This is a genomic window from Roseibium sp. ROS1 (genome assembly GCF_054658215.1).
In genome coordinates this window covers 277,691-294,901 of the sequence record NZ_BAAGIG010000004.1, presented here as the reverse complement: position 1 = coordinate 294,901, position 17,211 = coordinate 277,691, and the positions used below count along the sequence as shown (strand labels likewise).

The window sequence follows — 17,211 nt, the reverse complement described above, 5'->3', positions numbered from 1 at the left end:
AACGCACGTCGGGCTGCGAGGTTCCCCGGCACTGCTTTGCAAATGTCGCAAGGCGCCCAAACGAACGGGTCCAGCGCCTTGCGGGACGCTCGCGTTAAGCCATGCCTGCAATCGCGCTGGCAAAATCCTTGGCCGAAAAGGGCTCGAGATCTGCCACACCTTCGCCGACACCGATGAAATGCACCGGCATTGCGTGCTTGGCGGCAATCGCGACCAGGATCCCGCCCCGGGCGGTACCGTCGAGCTTCGTCATCACCAGTCCGGTCACGCCGGCAACCTTGCCGAAGATCTCGACCTGGTTGAGCGCATTCTGGCCTGTCGTCGCATCGAGCGTCAGCAGGACCGTGTGCGGAGCTTCCGGGTCGTGCTTCTTGATCACGCGGATGACCTTCTCCAGCTCATCCATCAACTCGGCCTTGTTCTGAAGCCGGCCGGCTGTATCGACCAGAAGCACATCGACGCCCTTCGCCTGCGCTTCCTTCATCGCATCATAGGCAAGTCCGGCGGCATCCGCGCCGGTATCGCGCGCAATCACTTCAGCCCCGGTGCGCTCACCCCAGATCTTCAGCTGTTCCACCGCGGCCGCACGGAAGGTATCGCCAGCTGCAAGCATGACGGTCTTGCCTTCGGAACGCAGCTTTTGTGACAGCTTGCCGATGGTGGTGGTCTTGCCCGTACCGTTGACCCCGACCATCAGCACCACATGCGGCTTCTTGCCGGTATCGAGATCAAGCGGCTTGGCGACGGGAACCAGCACCTTCTCAACCTCTTCGGACAGGATCGCCCGGACTTCCTCCGGCGAAATTTCCTTGTTGTAGCGCCCGTCGGACAGACGGTCGGTAATCGCCATCGCCGTGTCGACACCAAGGTCTGCCTGGATCAGGATATCCTCCAGCTCCTCCAGCATGGAGGCGTCCAGCTTGCGCTTGGTGAAGATCGAGCTGATGCCTTCGGTCAGCGATGCGGAAGACCGGGACAGGCCGTTCTTCAATCGCTGGAACCAGGACAGTTTCGGCTCTTCGGCAACAGGTTCAACCGGTGCGGCGGGCACTGGCGCGGCAACAGGCGCTTCTGCGGGAGCCGGCTCGATGACCGGTTCCGGTGCGCTGGCCGTTTCAGGCGTATGTATTTCTGGTGCCTGCGGTTCTGGGGCCAGGGTTTCTGGCGCCTGTGTTGCAGGTTCTGGCGTTGCGGGTTCTCGGCTTTCGGGCTCTTCCGGCCGGGGCGCTTCAGGTTCCGGTGTTTCTGCCTGCTCGGGCTCGACGTCGGGTCCCGTGTCGGTTGGCAGAATGTCTTCCGGCTCCACCGCCGGCTTCATTGGCGAAAGTTCCGGAACGATACCAGGGCTGACATCCATTGCAATCGGCTGGAACGGCTCGTTCAGCGCCGCGACAGGCCGAACGTCCATCTCGACGTCGAGTGCCGGGTCATCTTCCTGCGGTTCTGCGGATGTTGCTTTCTGTGCCGCATCCTCTGCGGCCGGAGCAGCCTCGTCTTCCGGTTTGCTTTTGCCGCCGAAGAGACGTCCAAGAAAGCCGCGCTTTTTCTCGCTCATGAACCTGCCTTAAAAAATCTGCCCGTTACTGCGTTCTTAAACTGTCGCAACTGAAGTGGCCACACATTCCGCCTCATCCTGAGGAGGTCCGACAGGACCGTCTCGAAGGATGGGCAGCATACACGGAGCAAGCGGCCCATCCTTCGAGACAGCGCTCACGCGCTTCCTCAGGATGAGGCTGTTTGTCCGGCTGCAATCCAATCTGACACACACCACAGGCCAGCTCGTCACCACCCGAACCCTGAACCTTTCCTCAGGCAGCCCTGGAAAGGGCTTCGCCCAGAAGATGGCGGCCGGTATGTCCGATAATTCTGGTTTCGACAATCTCACCGGCATTGCCGCTGCCCAGCTCGACCTGCGTGAATTGTTCAGTCCGGCCAAGGCCTTCCTTCTCGATCAGCACGGGGCGGGTCTTGCCGACCTCGGCCTGAAGGTGCCTGACCAGCGCTTCCTCGCCCTTGGCCCTGAGGCGCGCGCCGCGTTCCTTCACGACATTGCGCGGCAGCTGCGGCATGCGCGCTGCCGGCGTACCCTTGCGCGGCGAGAACGGAAAGACGTGCAGATGCGTCAGGCCGCATTCGTCGACGATCCGGAGCGAGTTCTGGAACATGTCCTCGGTTTCCGTCGGGAAGCCGGCGATGATGTCCGCACCGAAAACCATGTCCGGCCGCAGGCGGCGAACCTCTTCGCAGAAGCGGATCGTGTCGGCCCTCAGGTGGCGTCGCTTCATCCGTTTCAGGATCATGTCGTCACCCGCCTGGAGCGACAGATGCAGATGCGGCATCAGCCGTTCGTCTTCGGCGATCACCCGCATCAGGTCGTCATCCGCCTCGATGGAATCGATGGAAGACAGCCGCAGGCGCTTCAGGTCCGGAACCATTTTCAGGATCTTCGCCGACAGCGTACCCAGCTTGGGGGCTCCCGGAAGGTCCGCACCATAGGAGGTGATGTCGACACCAGTCAGCACGATCTCGTTGTAGCCATTGTCGACAAGGCGCTTGATCTGGTCGATGACCACGCCCATCGGCACGGAGCGGGAATTGCCCCGGCCATAGGGAATGATGCAGAAGGTGCAGCGATGATCGCAACCGTTCTGGACCTGCACGAATGCACGCGCACGGCCCGTCAGCCCGTCGATCAGATGGCCTGCGGTCTCCTCGACACTCATGATGTCGTTGACGCGCACTTTCTCGGTTTCGGAAACGCCGAAGGCGGCAACGTCCTGATAGGACTTGCGCTCAAGCTTTTCCGTGTTGCCGAGCACCAGATCCACTTCCTCCATGGAGGAGAAGGTCTCGCTTTCCGTCTGCGCGGCGCAGCCGGTGACGATCACCCTGGCGTTCGGGTTGTCGCGCTTGGCCTTGCGCACGGCCTGGCGGGCCTGACGAACCGCCTCGCCGGTAACGGCACAGGTGTTGATGAGGATGGCGTCCTTGAGGCCGGCAGCCTCCGCCTCGCGCTTCATCACTTCCGACTCATATGCATTGAGCCGGCAGCCGAAGGTCACGACATCGATGCTCATGACGCGGCTCCAGCCGCCAGCGGGGTGTCGCCCGTGGCGGTTTTGCGCCAGGCCAGGGTATCGAGATCGACCTCGCCTTCGAATTCCACTTCCGTCAGACCGGTCATCAGCACGTGGTTGTCGCTCTCGCGCCATTCGATCCCGATGGGACCGCCCGGCAGATGGATTGTGGTCTTGCGACTGGTCCGGCCATCACGCGCGGCGGCAACCCCAACCGCACAGGCAGCCGTTCCACAGGCCAGCGTCAGACCGACGCCGCGTTCCCAAACCTTTACCCGGATCTGGTCGGTATCAAACACATGGGCCAGCGAAATGTTGGCGTATTCCGGAAAGATCGGATGGTGTTCCAGCAAGGGACCCACCCGCTCAAGCTCATAGGCTTCCACGTCGTCGACCCAGAAGATCGCGTGCGGATTGCCCATGTTGACGACGGCCGGCGTGTGCAGGATCGGATCATCGATAGGTCCGATCTGAAGTTCGATCGCACGGGTGTCGGCAAACTCTTCCGCAAGCGGGATTTCGTTCCAGGCAAGCCGCGGTACGCCCATGTCGACAGTCACGCTGCGCGGGCCGTCGGCATCGAACGCGTGCAGCAGCCCGGCACCGGTCTCGATGGTAACAAGCTCCTTGCCGGCTTCTTCCATCAGCAGACGGCCGATGCAGCGCGTGGCGTTGCCGCAGGCGGACACTTCACTGCCATCGCGGTTGTGAATGCGCATGAAGGCATCGACACCCAGCGAGGACCGTTCAACGGTGATCATCTGGTCGAAACCGATGCCCGTCTCGCGGTCGCCCAATGCGGCAATGGCTTCAGGTGTCAGGCGCAGCGGTTTTTCACGCGCATCCCAGACCACGAAATCATTGCCAAGGCCGTTCATCTTCAAAAAGGGTCTGGTTTCAGACGCCATACCGGTTGCACTTCTTCAAAGCTTCAAGGAAAAGCGTCCGCCATCTTGCGGACATTTGCCCCTATATGGCGGAAAACACCGCAAATTACCAGTGGGGCAGGCAGTCATCGCAGATATGCGTAAACGCGCCAGCCCGTTATCACTTGGTCATCATTGCAGGGCTTGCCCCTGCAATCCATCCGTGGCCTTTCAAAGCCGGAAGCGTAGGGAAAAGAACCGATCAAGCGGCATGGATGCCATGGACGTGCCATGGCATGACGCGATGTGTTGGTGCCCTTACAGGCTCGCCGCGCTGAACGTATCGCAGGCATTGAGGTCGCCGGACTGGAAACCCTTCTTGAACCAGCTCGCCCGCTGCGCAGAGGTACCGTGGTTGAAGCTTTCCGGCACGACATAGCCCTGAGCCTGGCGCTGCAACGTATCGTCACCGATCCGGCTGGCCGCGTTCAGTGCCTCGTCGATATCGCCTTCCTCGACAAACCCTTTCTGCCGGGCGGCATAATGCGCCCAGATGCCGGCATAACAATCGGCCTGCAACTCGACACGTACCGATAGAGCGTTGCCTTCCGCCTTGCTGAGCGTACGCCGGGCCTTCTGGAATTCCGGCAGCACGCCAAGCACGTTCTGGATGTGGTGACCGACTTCATGCGCCAGCACATAGGCCTGTGCGAAATCACCGGGCGCATTCAGCTGGTTTGCCAGTTCCTGATAGAAGGACAGGTCGATGTAAAGCTTGCTGTCGGCACCGCAGTAGAACGGGCCGGTGGCCGCACTGGCGTATCCGCAGGCCGATGATACCGACCCTGAAAACAGCACCAACGTAGGCTCCGGGTAAGTCGCACCACCGTTTTCGAAGATCTGACCCCAGGTGTTTTCCGTGTCGGCCAGAACGACGGAGACAAATTGCGCGGTTTCCTGGTCGGCCGCACTGCGAGGGGCCTGCGTCTGATAGGACTGCGTATCGTAACCGCCCCCGCCATCCAACTGGCCGAGAAGTGTCAGCGGGTTGATGCCGGTCAGCCAGGCAATGCCGACGATTATCAGGAGGCCCGTCAATCCGAGGCCACCACCTCTGACCCGGCGACCACCGACGCGCATGCGCGGTCTCCCGCCCATCGAACGCCTGTCTTCAACATTGCTGCTGCCGCGGCGGCCTTTCCAGCGCATGTCCTTGTAATCTCCGTGAAACCGAACTTCGTCATACCAGACAAGACCGCGGAAACCTATGCGGTTGGCCGCCGTCTCTGCCTGTGAGACACTTTTCAAAAAACGCGGCAAGGCGCGTTCGGTTGCCCTCATTGCCAACGGAATCGTGATGCGGGTTACAGAGTTGGCGGTCATGCCGACCTAATATTGCGTCCATGGGGCAGTTATGAAGGATAACGATCATGCCCGACGTAAACGCTCAGCAGGCGCAACGCCTGATCAATTTCGCCACCGAAAGACTTGGCCGGGTGGAAGGCGATGGCCAGTGCTGGACGCTGGTCGACAACGCTTTCCGGCACGTCGGCTTCAACAAGCCGGCCTCCACCTATGTCTGGGGACGGGTGATCAACAACCTGTCGGACGCCCGGCCGGGTGACGTCTTCCAGTTCACCCGCTTAGAAGTCACGGTTCGTGTAACCCAGCCCGACGGCAACTGGGAGGAACAGACGATGTCCCGCGGCGAACCGCGGCACACGGCGATCCTGGAAAGTGTCAACGGCAACAGGGCGACCTTTCTGGAAAGCAACGTCACCGACGACCAGACCGTCAAGCGCAACGGTTTCGGAATTCGCACGGCAACGACGACCGATGACGCCGGCGTCAGGACCTCGACCACGGTCAGTGGCAGTTTCATTATCTACCGGCCACAGGTCAGTGCCAATCCTTAAGACTGTTCGGGCCGGCTCAGGTGTGGATCACCATCTCCGCGCCAAGGTCGATGTTCTGAAGAATCAGGCGCATGTGTTCCGGAGAAACGGCAACGCAGCCTTCCGTCGGTGAATAGCCCTGCCGCGCGATGTGAAAGAAGATCGCGCTACCCTGCCCCTTCACGGCCGGGTTCAGGTTGCAATCCAGCACGACGACGATGTCGTAGAGCCTGTCGTCGCGCCACATCTTCTCGTGGCTGGCCGCAAAAGGCAGTTGCACCGGCCTGTTGTACAGGCGGTGGCCAGGGTCGTCACACCAGCCGGACGCCGGTGTCAGCGGCTCGGTCGGCAGCAGCGTTGCCGGCGGCAAGTCCCGGTCCGGGCGATAGTAGACGTGCAGCAATTCGAACCGGCCCACCGGCGTGCCGCCATCGCCTTCACGCTTGCGCGTGACGATGCCCGACCGGCCGAGCGCACACGGGACCGTGATCCGCCCAAGACTGAGCACGCCGCGTGTCCGGTTCAGAGGCGACGCACGAACCTCCAGCATTCCCGCCGATTTTTTCAAGGTTTTCATGATCCTGTCCGTTCCGCCTGTCCGCTCCGCCGGTCTTCTTGATAAACCACCCCTAAACCCCGCGTGAAGAAGAATTGACGGGACACCGCTTGTGCGGGAACAATTTCCCACGCACATAGAAGCAGGAACGCGCTTGTGTCCTTTGCACAAGTCGTCGTGAAGAGATTTTGGATTCTGGCGAGGGACGCGACGATGACCGCCCGCACGATTTTGATTGTCGATGATGATACCGAACTGCGCGAAGCGCTGGTGGAGCAGCTGTCGCTTTACGATGAATTTGAGACGATCCAGGCGGATTCGGCCACGTCCGGCATCGCCATGGCCAAGGAAGAGCACGTCGATCTGCTGCTGATGGACGTCGGCCTGCCGGACATAGATGGGCGCGAAGCGGTCAAGCTGCTGCGCAAGGGCGGTTTCAAGGCACCGATCATCATGCTGACCGGTCATGACGGCGACAGCGACACGATCCTGGGGCTTGAGGCCGGTGCCAACGACTATGTCACCAAGCCGTTCAAGTTCGCCGTGCTTCTGGCCCGTGTCCGGGCACATTTGCGCCAGCACGAACAGAGCGAAGACGCCACCTTCGCCATCGGCCGCTATTCGTTCCGGCCCGCCGCCAAGGTGATGCAGGACGACAGCGGCTCCAAGGTTCGCCTGACGGAGAAAGAAACCTCCATCCTGAAATTCCTCTACCGCGCCGGCGAAAAGCCCGTGACCCGCGACGTGCTGCTGCACGAGGTCTGGGGCTACAATTCCGGGGTGACCACCCACACGCTGGAAACGCACATCTACCGCCTCAGGCAGAAAATCGAGCGTGACCCGTCCAATGCGGAGCTTCTTGTCACAGAAGCCGGTGGATATAAGCTTGTGCCGTAACCGGTAATCGGCGTATTTCTTGGGCATGAGCCTTGCCCAAGACATTGCGATTCTCAAACAAATCCCGATGCTTTCGGACTTTCAGGACGATCAGCTGCGTCTGCTTGCCTTCAGTGCCGAAAGCATGGATTACAACCGTGGCCAGCGCCTGTTCGATCAGGGCGACCGCGCCGATGGCGGTTTGGTAATCACCAGCGGCACGGTCAGCCTGCAGACGAGGACCAAGGACGGCTTTGAGGAAATCGAGCGCGTCGGTCAGGGCACACTGCTGGGCGAGACAGCTCTTCTTGCGGAAAACAAGCGCCCTTGCCGGGCGGAAGCCGTTGACGGCGTACGCATCATCCGCATTCGCCGCGCGCTCTTCAAACGCATGATCCAGGAATTCCCGGAACTTGCACAGCGCATGCTCGACCAGCGCGCCAGCCAGTTCCGCCAAACGGTTTCAGCCCTGCGCCCCATCGGCGAAAAGATGGCCGAACTGGAGCAGATCAACGCCGAACGCCGCGTGCGCGACGACGAGAAACAGTCGTAGGGCAAAAGTCCCGACGCTGATTGTCTCGCAATTCAAACAGCGGCAGGGTCTGAGTCTCGGCGGGTCTTCGCATTCCCTGGAGATAATCTTCACGTGTCGCCGTCTTTGCCGGACGTGATCCGGTAATCCTGGCCGTTCCACACATCCAAGCTCATCAGAAGATAAGGGGATCGGCATGGATCCCATGGTCAAGCCATGGGATGACGGGACTGGGAAACCTGGAAACTCGGCTTCTCCCATCATGGGGTGGCTCCCCAACCAGACCGGGTCCAATTCCTGAGACCACACCCTCTTTCCGTCATTGCCGGGCCAGACCAGGCAATCCATGCCGTGACCTTTCCGCATGAAACACCCGACCGGGATGGAAGGCACTCGACTTGGGTCCGAGGGCAAAGCCACGGGATGATGGTAGTGGGAGGTGAAGGCTCGGCGATATTTTACGCCCGTTTCAGCCCCAGCTTGGGGCCGAGCAGTCCGCCGATCCATTGAACTATTGCCGCCAAACCAACCCCGAGCCCGATGATCCCGACCCAGATAGCCGGACGGATTGCAACGGAAAGGGCGAAGTTGGCTTGAAACACCCGGTCGGCAGGAATGCCGGTGGCAAGTGCGTACCAGGCAAATTCGATCCCGGCAGTCCCTGCAGCTGCCAGCAGCGCGCAAACCGCCAGAACCAGCGGGTTTGCAAGGCTGAAGCCTGCTTTGACCGCAAGTCTGTAGATCATCAGCAGCACGAACAGGCCTGCCATCAAGGTGGCCTGCGTGACGTCCGACTTGGACTGCAGGAAGAAGTGGAACAGCATGAGAACGCCGATCGGATAGATCAGGGTGTGCAGCCGCTGCCAGTTCCGCCCGAGTTTGCGGATGGCACTGTCAAACGAGGTCGCCCCCAGAACCGCCAGCCCGAACAGCGCGACAAAGCCGATGGTCAGATAGAAACGCAGAACGATTTCAGACACGACCTTGCCGAGGTTCCAGCTTTCCTGCGCAGCGTAAAGCCCCAGGTGCAAGAGCGCATAGGCAAGCACTGTCACACCCAACATGCGCCTGACACCGACGATCCTGTTCCAGGAGAAGATCCTCCGCAGCGGGGTCACCGCCAGGGTCACAAGCAGGAAGCGCACCGTCCAGTCGCCACTGGCATGAAGCTCCATCTCGAAGGGCTCCGGCAGCACTGGCCCGAAGGCGAGGCTGTAGAAGATCTGCAACGCCGGAAGAAGCACGGCAATGAATACAGCCAATCGCAGACCGGAAAGGTTGCCGCGTCGGTCGGTCCAGGGAGCGTATGGTGCCAAGGTCATCATATCCATGCGTTCGGACTATCGCACGAAACGTTCAAGGACACTGAAAAGCTTTTCAAGCCTGCGTGAAGAAGATGAGAGGCGGTTATCCAGCTTTCCCTGTCCCGCTTCACCGGCAAGCGCCTTTCGGCGCCGCCCCTTCGTATTCAGTCCGACAGGAACCACTCATTCCCGCGTTCTTTGTCATCCCGGTTTGACGCGTCAGCGACAAGACCGGGATCCAGTACGCCGTGGGATCAGACCCGAAAAACCTCGCGAACCCAATAAATACTGGATCCTTGCCTGCGCAGGGATGACAAGGTTGATGGGCTTCAGGACAAGACGGCTGAATGCGGTAGCCGTGATCGAAATCCGGAGGATTGACCCTGTGAGTGGAGGATCAGGTCTTGGCGACGCGTCGCGCGCCTTAAAGAACCTGAGGCAACCAAAACAAAAAAGCCGGGTCGTGAAACCCGGCTTTTCAAAAGTCATTGTAGTCCGGCTCAGACCCAGGGGCGGTCGTTGCCCATCTTGCTTTCAAAGGTGTCGATTTCACCGGCCTTTGCCATGGTCAGGCCGATGTCGTCGAGGCCGTTGATCAGGCAATGCTTGCGGAAGCTGTCGATCTTGAAGGCGATATCGCCGCTTTCAAGACCTTTGATTTCCTGGCTTTCCAGATCGATCGTCAGCGTGAAGTTGGCGCCGCGCTCTGCCGCATGCATCAGGGTTTCCAGCTCGTCTTCGGAAACCTGGATCGGCAGAATGCCGTTCTTGAAGCAGTTGTTGTAGAAAATGTCCGCGAACGAGGTGGAGATCACGCAACGGATGCCGAAATCAAGCAGCGCCCAGGGCGCATGCTCGCGTGAGGAACCGCAGCCGAAGTTGTCACCGGCGATCAGGATTTTGGCATTGCGGTAGGCGGCCTTGTTGAGAACGAAGCTGTCGTTCTCCGATCCGTCGTCGTTGGTGCGCATTTCGTGGAACAGCGCGGTGCCGAGGCCGGTGCGCTTGATCGTCTTCAGGAACTGCTTCGGAATGATCATGTCCGTGTCGATGTTCACGATCGGCAACGGCGCTGCGACACCGGTCAGGGTCTCAAATTTTTCCATTCTTCTTCTCTCCTGAAAGGCCTGAAAACGGATGCCGCTTACGCAGCAAGGCTGGTTGTCTGATCGACACCGAGCATCAGATTGAGGTTCTGGACCGCAGCGCCGGACGCGCCCTTGCCCAGGTTGTCGTAGACGGCAACGATCGCAGCCTGCGCCCTGGCGTCATTTGCAAAGACGTGCAGATGCAGCTTGTTGGTGTCGTTGAGCGCCTGCGGGTTGAGGCTGTCGGATTTCTCGAGCGCTTCCAGCGGCGCGACCTCGACAAAACCACCGGGTGCAGAAGCGAAATGATCGGCGATCGCCGCATGCAGCTGCTCGCCCGTCGGCACCTTGGCAAGGCCTGCCAGATTCAACGGAACCACCGTCAGCATGCCCTTGTAGAAATCGCCAACGGTCGGAGTGAACAGTGGAGCTGCGTCGAGCAGGCCGTATTCCGTCATTTCGGGAAGGTGCTTGTGATTGAACCCGAGCGCATAGGGCGCAAACGAATTTGCGCTGGTTCCGGCAGCTTCGTAATCGGCAATCATGCCCTTGCCACCACCGGAATACCCGGAGATGCCGAAATAGGTCAGGTTGAAGTCCGCCGGCAGCAGCTCTGCGGTGATCAGCGGACGAACCGCAGCGATCAGGCCCTGCGGCCAGCAGCCCGGATTGGCGACGCGCATGGCCGCGGCGATGATGTCGGCCTGGTCGAGGTCCATTTCGGCAAAGCCGTAGGCCCAGCCCTCGGCAACCCGGTGGGCGCTGGAGGCGTCAATTACACGAGTGGTGTCGTTCTCGATCAGGGCAACGCTTTCCTTGGCCGCCGCATCCGGCAGGCAAAGAATGGCAATATCGGCCTTGTTGAGGTAGTCGGCCCGGGCTGCCGGATCCTTCCGGCTTTCGTCCGGAATGGAGATCAGCTCAAGGTCGCGGCGCATGGCAAGGCGCTCGCGGATCTGCAGACCCGTCGTACCGGCTTCACCATCAATAAACACGCGCGCAACCATCGCCCGTTCCTCTCCCTCTCATGATCGCCGCCAGTTTCGAACCCCAGGGCCCGAAAGCCGTCAGGCAGATCGGTGCAAAATCGCAAGCGTCATACACCCAATCGCGCGGCTTGTCACCGCCGCGCGACGCTCCGTTATCTCAACGGGCCCTTGAGTGATACTCATCATTCGGGCGCATGTCGGACGCCGCAGCCACCCTGTTGGACATGTTGAAGAAGCCCGTTACCGAGGCGATGTCCCAGATGTCGCGATCCGTAAACCCGACATCGCGCAGGGCTTGCCGGTCGCTTTCCACGATTTCCGCCGGCTTCTCCGTCAACTTGACGGCGAAGTCGAGCATCGCCCGCTGCTTTGGTGAAAGGTCCGCAACGCGGTAGTTCATCACCATCAGTTCCCCCAGCACGGGGTCCCCGGAAAGCTCGCGCACCGCAGCACCATGAGCCGTCAGGCAATAAAAACAGCGGTTGACCGCTGATACCGCAACGGCAATCATCTCTCTCTCGAGCTTGGAGAGTGTACACTCGCCCAGCATGAGGTCGTTGTACATGTCGGTGAAGGCGCGCAGCTTCGTTTCGTCGAACGCATATGCCTTGAGGACGTTGGGAACGAGACCCAGCTTCTCCTGGCACAAGTCGAAATAAGCCTGTGTCTTTTCACTCAATGTTACATTTGAATCGATTTGCAAGGCCGTGACTTTACTTGACAATTTGCTCCTCCCGTCATGAAACCGTTTATGTCGCTGAAATATGAACTTAAGTCTTAGAACGAGCGAGCGACAGAGCCAAACCATACGATCGCCTAAGGGGATGGAAAATGCCGGACAAACACGACGTCGAGAAACTCAAACTCATCGACGCGGTCCAAGCAACCTTGAATCAGGAAGATCCGGCTCTCGCCGAGTTTTCCCGCGCCTTTTATGACCGGGGCGCAGCGGAAGACCTGGTGGCCTACACCGCGGAAGAGCTGACCGGCTTTGCCCGGGACGCCTGGCAGGATTTCCAGAACCACGAACTCGGCACGCATCGTGTCAGCATCGCCGATCCGGCGTTCAAGGCCCAGGGCAGCAAGGTCAAGGGCGTCTCGATTATCGAGATCGTCAACGACAACATGCCCTTCCTGGTCGATTCCGTCATGGACGAGCTGCAGGAAAGCAAGATCGAAGTGCATCTGGTTCTGCACCCGATCTTCATCGTGGAACGGGATGACAACGGCAAACTGACAAGCGCCACGGCCCGCAAGAAACCACCGAAGCGGACCGACCGGCAGGAAAGCCTCATCCATATCCACGTGACACGGATTGATTCGCCCGAAGCCCGCGCGGCCCTCAAGGCGCGGCTCGACAAGGTTCTGTCCGATGTCCGCGCCGTCGTGTCGGACTTCAAGCCGATGCAGGAACGCCTGGCGGAGGCCATCGACACCTACAAGACCACGCAAATTCCCGGCAGCAGCGACGAGTTGTGGGAGGCAATCCACTTCCTGGAGTGGATGGAGAACGACAACTTCATTTTCCTCGGCATGCGCGAATACATGTTCGAAGGCGGCGTCGAGGAGGGCGAGCTTTCCCCCCATGAGGGCACGGGCCTCGGCCTCTTGTCCGACCCGGATGTGCGCGTTCTCCGCCGCGGCACGGAGTTCGTGCAGATCACGCCGGAAATTCGCGAGTTTCTGAAGAAACCCGAACCGCTGATCATCGCCAAGGCCAACGTGAAGAGCACCGTGCACCGGCGCGTGCACATGGATTACGTCGGCGCCAAGCTTTATGACGACGAAGGCAACATGAACGGCGAGCTGCGCATTGTCGGCCTGTTCGCCTCGACCGCCTATACCGAACCGACCAGCACCATCCCGTTCCTGCGCCGCAAGGTTGCCAGCGTTCTGGCCCGCGCCGGCTACGGGTCGGAAAGCCATTCCGGCCGTGCCCTCCGCAACGTTCTGGAAGCTTTCCCGCGTGACGAGCTGTTCCAGATCGAACGGGAGCGCCTGTTCGACTTTTCCATCGCCATCCTGCAGCTGGACGAGCGCCCGCGCATTCGCGTGCTGTCCCGCCCGGACAAGTTCGACCGCTATGTCTCTATTCTGGTCTTCGTCCCGCGTGACCGCTATTCCACCGAAGTTCGCCTGAACGTCGGCACCTATCTGGCCTCCGTCTATGAAGGTCGCGTGTCGGCCTGGTACGTTACCTATCCAGAAGGTCCGCTTGCGCGGGTTCACTACATCATCGGCCGCGATCGCGGGGAAACGCCGACGCCCCAGCAGGAAGAGCTGGAAGCCGCCGTTGCCGACATGGTGCGCACCTGGTCCGACAGCGTGCGCGACGCGCTCAAGGACGAATTCGCGCCTTCACAGGCCCGCAAGCTGGCCGACCGCTACGCGCTTTCGTTTCATGGTGGCTACAAGGAAGTCTACAACGCCCAGTCCGCGGTGTTCGACATCGTCAAGCTGGAAACCCTGTCCGACAAGAACGACACCACCATCACGTTCCACCGCCAGGCCGGCACCAGGGACAGCCGCCTGTCGCTGAAGGTCTATCACCGCGGTTCGCCGATCCCGCTGTCCGCGCGCGTGCCGCTCCTGGAAAACATGGGCTTCCGGGTGATCAACGAGCGGACCTACCGTGTCACGCCGGCCGATGCCCCCTTGTCCTACCTGCACGAAATGACGCTGGAATCGCGCAGCGGCGAAGACATCGTCTTTTCCGATCAGCTGCAATCCCGGCTGGAAAGCATGTTCATGGCAGTCTGGACCGGGCTGGCGGAAGACGACGGCTATAACCGCCTGGTGCTGACGGCGGAGCTTGCCTGGCGCGACGTGGCGGTGATCCGCGCGCTGTCGAGATACCTGCGCCAGGCCGGTATCCGCTTTTCCGAAGACTACATGTGGTCCACGCTCAACAACTACCCGAAGATCGCGGCCAAACTGGTGGAACTGTTCCACCTGCGCTTCAACCCGGATGTCACCGAAAAGGACCGGGACCTTGGCACGGAACGGCTGGAAAGCGAACTGACCGCCGATCTGGAGGACGTCGCCAGCCTTGACGACGACCGCATCCTGCGCCGGTTCCAGAACACGATTGAATCGATCCTGCGCACGAACTTCTACCAGCTCGACAAGAAGGGGCAGCCCAAGCCGACCTTTGCCTTCAAGATCGACAGCCGCCAGATCGACGACCTGCCCCAACCGCGTCCGTTCCGGGAAATCTTCGTCTACAGCCCCCGCGTGGAAGGCGTGCACCTGCGTTTCGGCATGGTTGCCCGTGGCGGCCTGCGCTGGTCCGATCGACCGCAGGACTTCCGCACCGAAGTGCTCGGTCTGGTGAAGGCTCAGCAGGTGAAGAACGCAGTGATCGTCCCGGTCGGTGCCAAGGGTGGTTTCGTGCCCAAGAACCTGCCGCCGATGAGCGATCGCGATGCCTGGTTCAAGGAAGGTACCGAAAGCTACAAGATCTTCATCAACGCCCTTCTGGACGTGACCGACAACCTCGGCGAGGACAACATCCTGCCGCCGGAGCGCGTGCAGCGCTATGACGGTGACGACCCCTACCTGGTGGTTGCAGCCGACAAGGGCACGGCCACTTTCTCCGATACGGCCAACGGCATTTCGGAAGGAAGGCACTTCTGGCTGGGCGACGCTTTCGCCTCCGGCGGGTCCGCCGGCTACGATCACAAGAAGATGGGCATCACCGCACGCGGCGCCTGGGAAGCGGTGAAGCGGCACTTCCGCGAGATGAACCGGGATATCCAGACCCAGCCCTTCACGGCGGCCGGTGTCGGCGACATGTCCGGCGACGTCTTCGGCAACGGCATGTTGCTGTCGAAGGCAACCAGGCTGATCGCGGCCTTCGATCACCGCGACATCTTCATCGATCCGGATCCGGACCCGGCAAAGACCTGGGAAGAGCGCAAGCGGATGTTCGACCTCGGCCGCTCGTCCTGGAAGGACTACAACACCGACCTGATTTCCAAGGGTGGCGGCATCTTCTCGCGCCAGCTGAAGTCCATTCCGCTTTCACCGGAGATGCAGTCCCTGCTCAACCTGAACAAGGGCAGCGCAACGCCGCAGGAAGTGATGACCGCCATCTTGAAGATGGAAGTCGACCTGCTGTGGTTCGGCGGTATCGGCACTTATATTCGCGCCAAGTCCGAGACGGACGCCGATGTGGGCGATCGCGCCAATGACCCGATCCGCATCACCGCATCGGAAATCGGCGCTAAGGTGATCGGCGAAGGTGCCAACCTCGGTCTGACCCAGCTCGCCCGTATCGAGTTCAACAAGAAGGGTGGGCGCTGCAACTCCGATGCGATCGACAATTCCGCCGGGGTGAACTCCTCGGACATGGAGGTCAACATCAAGATCGCCCTCGGCGCCGCGGTGAAATCCGGCAAGCTGACCATCGAGCAGCGCAACGAACTTCTGGCTGAAATGACCGACGAGGTCGCCGAACTCGTGTTGCGGAACAACTACCTGCAGACCCTGGCCATCTCCATGACCGAACTGCGCGGCATGGAAGACTTCGGCTACCAGGTGCGCATGATGCGCCAGCTGGAACAGGCAGGCCTTCTGGACCGGGTGGTCGAACAGCTGCCGGACGAGGCAACACTCGACGAGATGCGCAAGGCCGGGCTGCTGCTGACCCGCGCCGAACTGGGCGTGCTGCTGGCCTATGCCAAGATCACGCTTTACGACGCGCTGCTGGAAAGCTCGGTTCCGGACGACGATTATCTGGCGCGCGAACTGTTCCGCTATTTCCCGGACCAGATGGCCGACACCTACAAGGACGAGATCAGCGGCCACCGCCTGCGGCGTGAAATCATCGCCACGATGCTGGCCAACTCGATGATCAACCGGGGCGGGGCGACCTTCATCACCCGTCTGCGTGACCAGACCGACGCAACCGCGACCGAAATCGCTCAGGGCTTCGTTGCCGTGCGCAACAGCTACGACCTGACCGATCTCAACACGGAGATCGACCAGCTCGACACGAAGATCGACGGCGCTCTGCAGCTGGAGCTCTATTCGGAAATCCAGTCGCTGCTTCTGGAACGGGTCGTCTGGTTCAAGCGCAACGTGTCCTTCGACAAGGGCCTGTTTGCCGTTGTCGAGCGGTTCCGTGCAGGTATCGCCGCACTGCGCGACCGCCTGGAAGCGGTCTTGCCGGAAGAACCCGCCGCGGTCCTGGCGGAGCGCACCGCAGCCTTCGTGGAGCAGGGTGTTCCGGAAAGTCTCGCCCGGCGGATCGCCTGGCTGCCGGCCGAGCGGGCCATTCCCGATATCGTCATCGTGTCGGAAGAAACCGGGGCAGATCTGGATACGGCTGCAAGGGCCTATTTCGAAGTTGCTCACCACTTCCAGCTCGGTGCGATGCTCGAACTCGCCAACGATCTCGACGTCCGGGACTACTACGACGGCCTCGCGCTCGACCGGGCACGGGCCATGCTGGTCTCCGCGCAGCGCGCCCTGGCCATCGCGGCCGTTCGCGCCGGCGGTTTTACAAGCTGGCTGGAAGAACACGAGGCGGAAGTGGGCCGGCGCAAACGCTCTGTTTCCGAAATCCTCGACGGCGGTCTCAGCGTGTCGAAATTCTCCGTGGCGGCAAGCCTGCTCGCGGAAATCTGCGGCACCGCGTAACCGGGCGGAAATCGCGTTATGGGGCCGGCAGTTCCGCTGCCGGCCTTGGCTTTTCAGCGGTATTGCCCTCGCCCCGGCAACGCTATGCGCGAGCGGGGAACGGAGAGCCAGCGGCACCCAAGGCAAAGCGCACCTTCCCAAGATGGTCTTTGGCTCACCGATCCCGGATCTTCGCTGCGCTGCGTCCGGGATGAGGTGATATGTGTTGCCAGGCTGGTGAGAGGCCCACCTTCCCGCACCCTCATCCTGAGGAGCCGCGCAAGTGGCGTCTCGAAGGATGGGCCGCATACGCCAACCGAAACTCTCTCCTGCAACAGACACCGGATATTCGCAAACACCTGTAGGCTTCAGGAGCGGGAAGCGATATGCATGAATGAGTTGGGCT

At 60.8% G+C, this 17,211-nt stretch carries 13 protein-coding genes; 4 read left to right on the top strand and 9 right to left on the bottom strand.

Annotation, left to right across the window (positions count from 1 at the left end; all coding sequences use genetic code 11):
- Window positions 1-94 precede the first annotated feature (94 nt).
- The 4 genes from ftsY to ypfJ form a co-directional block, all read right to left on the bottom strand.
- Complete coding sequence (gene ftsY / locus ACYQ6M_RS24115) at window positions 95-1,555, bottom strand: signal recognition particle-docking protein FtsY (RefSeq protein ID WP_460076036.1); 1,461 nt, start codon at window positions 1,553-1,555, stop codon at window positions 95-97.
- A 253-nt stretch (window positions 1,556-1,808) separates the two neighbouring features.
- The gene (gene mtaB / locus ACYQ6M_RS24110; RefSeq protein ID WP_075284649.1) at window positions 1,809-3,077 is read right to left on the bottom strand and encodes a tRNA (N(6)-L-threonylcarbamoyladenosine(37)-C(2))-methylthiotransferase MtaB; all 1,269 of its coding nucleotides are present in this window, start codon (window positions 3,075-3,077) and stop codon (window positions 1,809-1,811) included.
- Window positions 3,074-3,985 (bottom strand): diaminopimelate epimerase, encoded by a 912-nt coding sequence (gene dapF / locus ACYQ6M_RS24105; RefSeq protein WP_023002576.1) that lies wholly within the window; start codon window positions 3,983-3,985, stop codon window positions 3,074-3,076. The genes mtaB and dapF overlap by 4 nt, the downstream gene beginning before the upstream one ends.
- A gap of 276 nt (window positions 3,986-4,261) precedes the next feature.
- A complete protein-coding gene (gene ypfJ, locus ACYQ6M_RS24100; protein WP_023002575.1) occupies window positions 4,262-5,152 on the bottom strand; it encodes a KPN_02809 family neutral zinc metallopeptidase in 891 nt (296 codons plus the stop codon).
- A gap of 221 nt (window positions 5,153-5,373) precedes the next feature.
- Here ypfJ and ACYQ6M_RS24095 point away from each other — a divergent pair, with 221 nt between their 5' ends.
- Window positions 5,374-5,859 carry a hypothetical protein gene (locus ACYQ6M_RS24095; RefSeq protein WP_460076034.1) on the top strand — a complete coding sequence of 162 codons (486 nt, stop codon included), beginning with the start codon at window positions 5,374-5,376 and terminating at the stop codon, window positions 5,857-5,859.
- 16 nt (window positions 5,860-5,875) lie between these two features.
- On the opposite strand, the gene ACYQ6M_RS24090 is transcribed toward ACYQ6M_RS24095, so the two are convergent.
- The gene (locus ACYQ6M_RS24090) at window positions 5,876-6,415 is read right to left on the bottom strand and encodes a L,D-transpeptidase family protein (protein ID WP_460076032.1); all 540 of its coding nucleotides are present in this window, start codon (window positions 6,413-6,415) and stop codon (window positions 5,876-5,878) included.
- A 192-nt stretch (window positions 6,416-6,607) separates the two neighbouring features.
- Here ACYQ6M_RS24090 and ACYQ6M_RS24085 point away from each other — a divergent pair, with 192 nt between their 5' ends.
- On the top strand, window positions 6,608-7,291 hold the full coding sequence (locus ACYQ6M_RS24085) for a response regulator transcription factor (protein WP_023002571.1): 684 nt from the start codon (window positions 6,608-6,610) through the stop codon (window positions 7,289-7,291).
- A 25-nt stretch (window positions 7,292-7,316) separates the two neighbouring features.
- The gene (locus tag ACYQ6M_RS24080) at window positions 7,317-7,823 is read left to right on the top strand and encodes a cyclic nucleotide-binding domain-containing protein (RefSeq protein ID WP_062486166.1); all 507 of its coding nucleotides are present in this window, start codon (window positions 7,317-7,319) and stop codon (window positions 7,821-7,823) included.
- Window positions 7,824-8,260: 437 nt separating this feature from the next.
- Here the strand turns inward: ACYQ6M_RS24080 and ACYQ6M_RS24075 are convergent, their stop codons facing one another.
- The 4 genes from ACYQ6M_RS24075 to ACYQ6M_RS24060 all read right to left on the bottom strand — a co-directional run bounded on the left by ACYQ6M_RS24075 (window position 8,261) and on the right by ACYQ6M_RS24060 (window position 11,907).
- The gene (locus ACYQ6M_RS24075; protein ID WP_460076029.1) at window positions 8,261-9,127 is read right to left on the bottom strand and encodes a protein-methionine-sulfoxide reductase heme-binding subunit MsrQ; all 867 of its coding nucleotides are present in this window, start codon (window positions 9,125-9,127) and stop codon (window positions 8,261-8,263) included.
- Window positions 9,128-9,606: 479 nt separating this feature from the next.
- A complete protein-coding gene (gene leuD / locus ACYQ6M_RS24070) occupies window positions 9,607-10,212 on the bottom strand; it encodes a 3-isopropylmalate dehydratase small subunit (RefSeq protein WP_209170835.1) in 606 nt (201 codons plus the stop codon).
- A gap of 38 nt (window positions 10,213-10,250) precedes the next feature.
- Entirely contained in the window at window positions 10,251-11,201 is a 951-nt protein-coding gene (argC, locus tag ACYQ6M_RS24065; RefSeq protein ID WP_228932130.1) for an N-acetyl-gamma-glutamyl-phosphate reductase, read from the bottom strand.
- A gap of 139 nt (window positions 11,202-11,340) precedes the next feature.
- Window positions 11,341-11,907, bottom strand: coding sequence for a peroxidase-related enzyme (locus ACYQ6M_RS24060; protein ID WP_031270047.1), 567 nt, complete (start codon window positions 11,905-11,907; stop codon window positions 11,341-11,343).
- A gap of 107 nt (window positions 11,908-12,014) precedes the next feature.
- On the opposite strand from ACYQ6M_RS24060, the gene ACYQ6M_RS24055 reads away from it, so the two are divergent.
- Complete coding sequence (locus ACYQ6M_RS24055; protein WP_460076026.1) at window positions 12,015-16,826, top strand: NAD-glutamate dehydrogenase; 4,812 nt, start codon at window positions 12,015-12,017, stop codon at window positions 16,824-16,826.
- Window positions 16,827-17,211 lie beyond the last annotated feature (385 nt).

Coding starts and splice junctions, on each gene's coding strand:
- ftsY (WP_460076036.1), bottom strand. CDS start 1,555: ATGAGCGAGAAAAAGCGCGGCTTTCTTGGACGTCTCTTCGGCGGCAAA.
- mtaB (WP_075284649.1), bottom strand. CDS start 3,077: ATGAGCATCGATGTCGTGACCTTCGGCTGCCGGCTCAATGCATATGAG.
- dapF (WP_023002576.1), bottom strand. CDS start 3,985: ATGGCGTCTGAAACCAGACCCTTTTTGAAGATGAACGGCCTTGGCAAT.
- ypfJ (WP_023002575.1), bottom strand. CDS start 5,152: ATGCGCTGGAAAGGCCGCCGCGGCAGCAGCAATGTTGAAGACAGGCGT.
- ACYQ6M_RS24095 (WP_460076034.1), top strand. CDS start 5,374: ATGCCCGACGTAAACGCTCAGCAGGCGCAACGCCTGATCAATTTCGCC.
- ACYQ6M_RS24090 (WP_460076032.1), bottom strand. CDS start 6,415: ATGAAAACCTTGAAAAAATCGGCGGGAATGCTGGAGGTTCGTGCGTCG.
- ACYQ6M_RS24085 (WP_023002571.1), top strand. CDS start 6,608: ATGACCGCCCGCACGATTTTGATTGTCGATGATGATACCGAACTGCGC.
- ACYQ6M_RS24080 (WP_062486166.1), top strand. CDS start 7,317: ATGAGCCTTGCCCAAGACATTGCGATTCTCAAACAAATCCCGATGCTT.
- ACYQ6M_RS24075 (WP_460076029.1), bottom strand. CDS start 9,127: ATGATGACCTTGGCACCATACGCTCCCTGGACCGACCGACGCGGCAAC.
- leuD (WP_209170835.1), bottom strand. CDS start 10,212: ATGGAAAAATTTGAGACCCTGACCGGTGTCGCAGCGCCGTTGCCGATC.
- argC (WP_228932130.1), bottom strand. CDS start 11,201: ATGGTTGCGCGCGTGTTTATTGATGGTGAAGCCGGTACGACGGGTCTG.
- ACYQ6M_RS24055 (WP_460076026.1), top strand. CDS start 12,015: ATGCCGGACAAACACGACGTCGAGAAACTCAAACTCATCGACGCGGTC.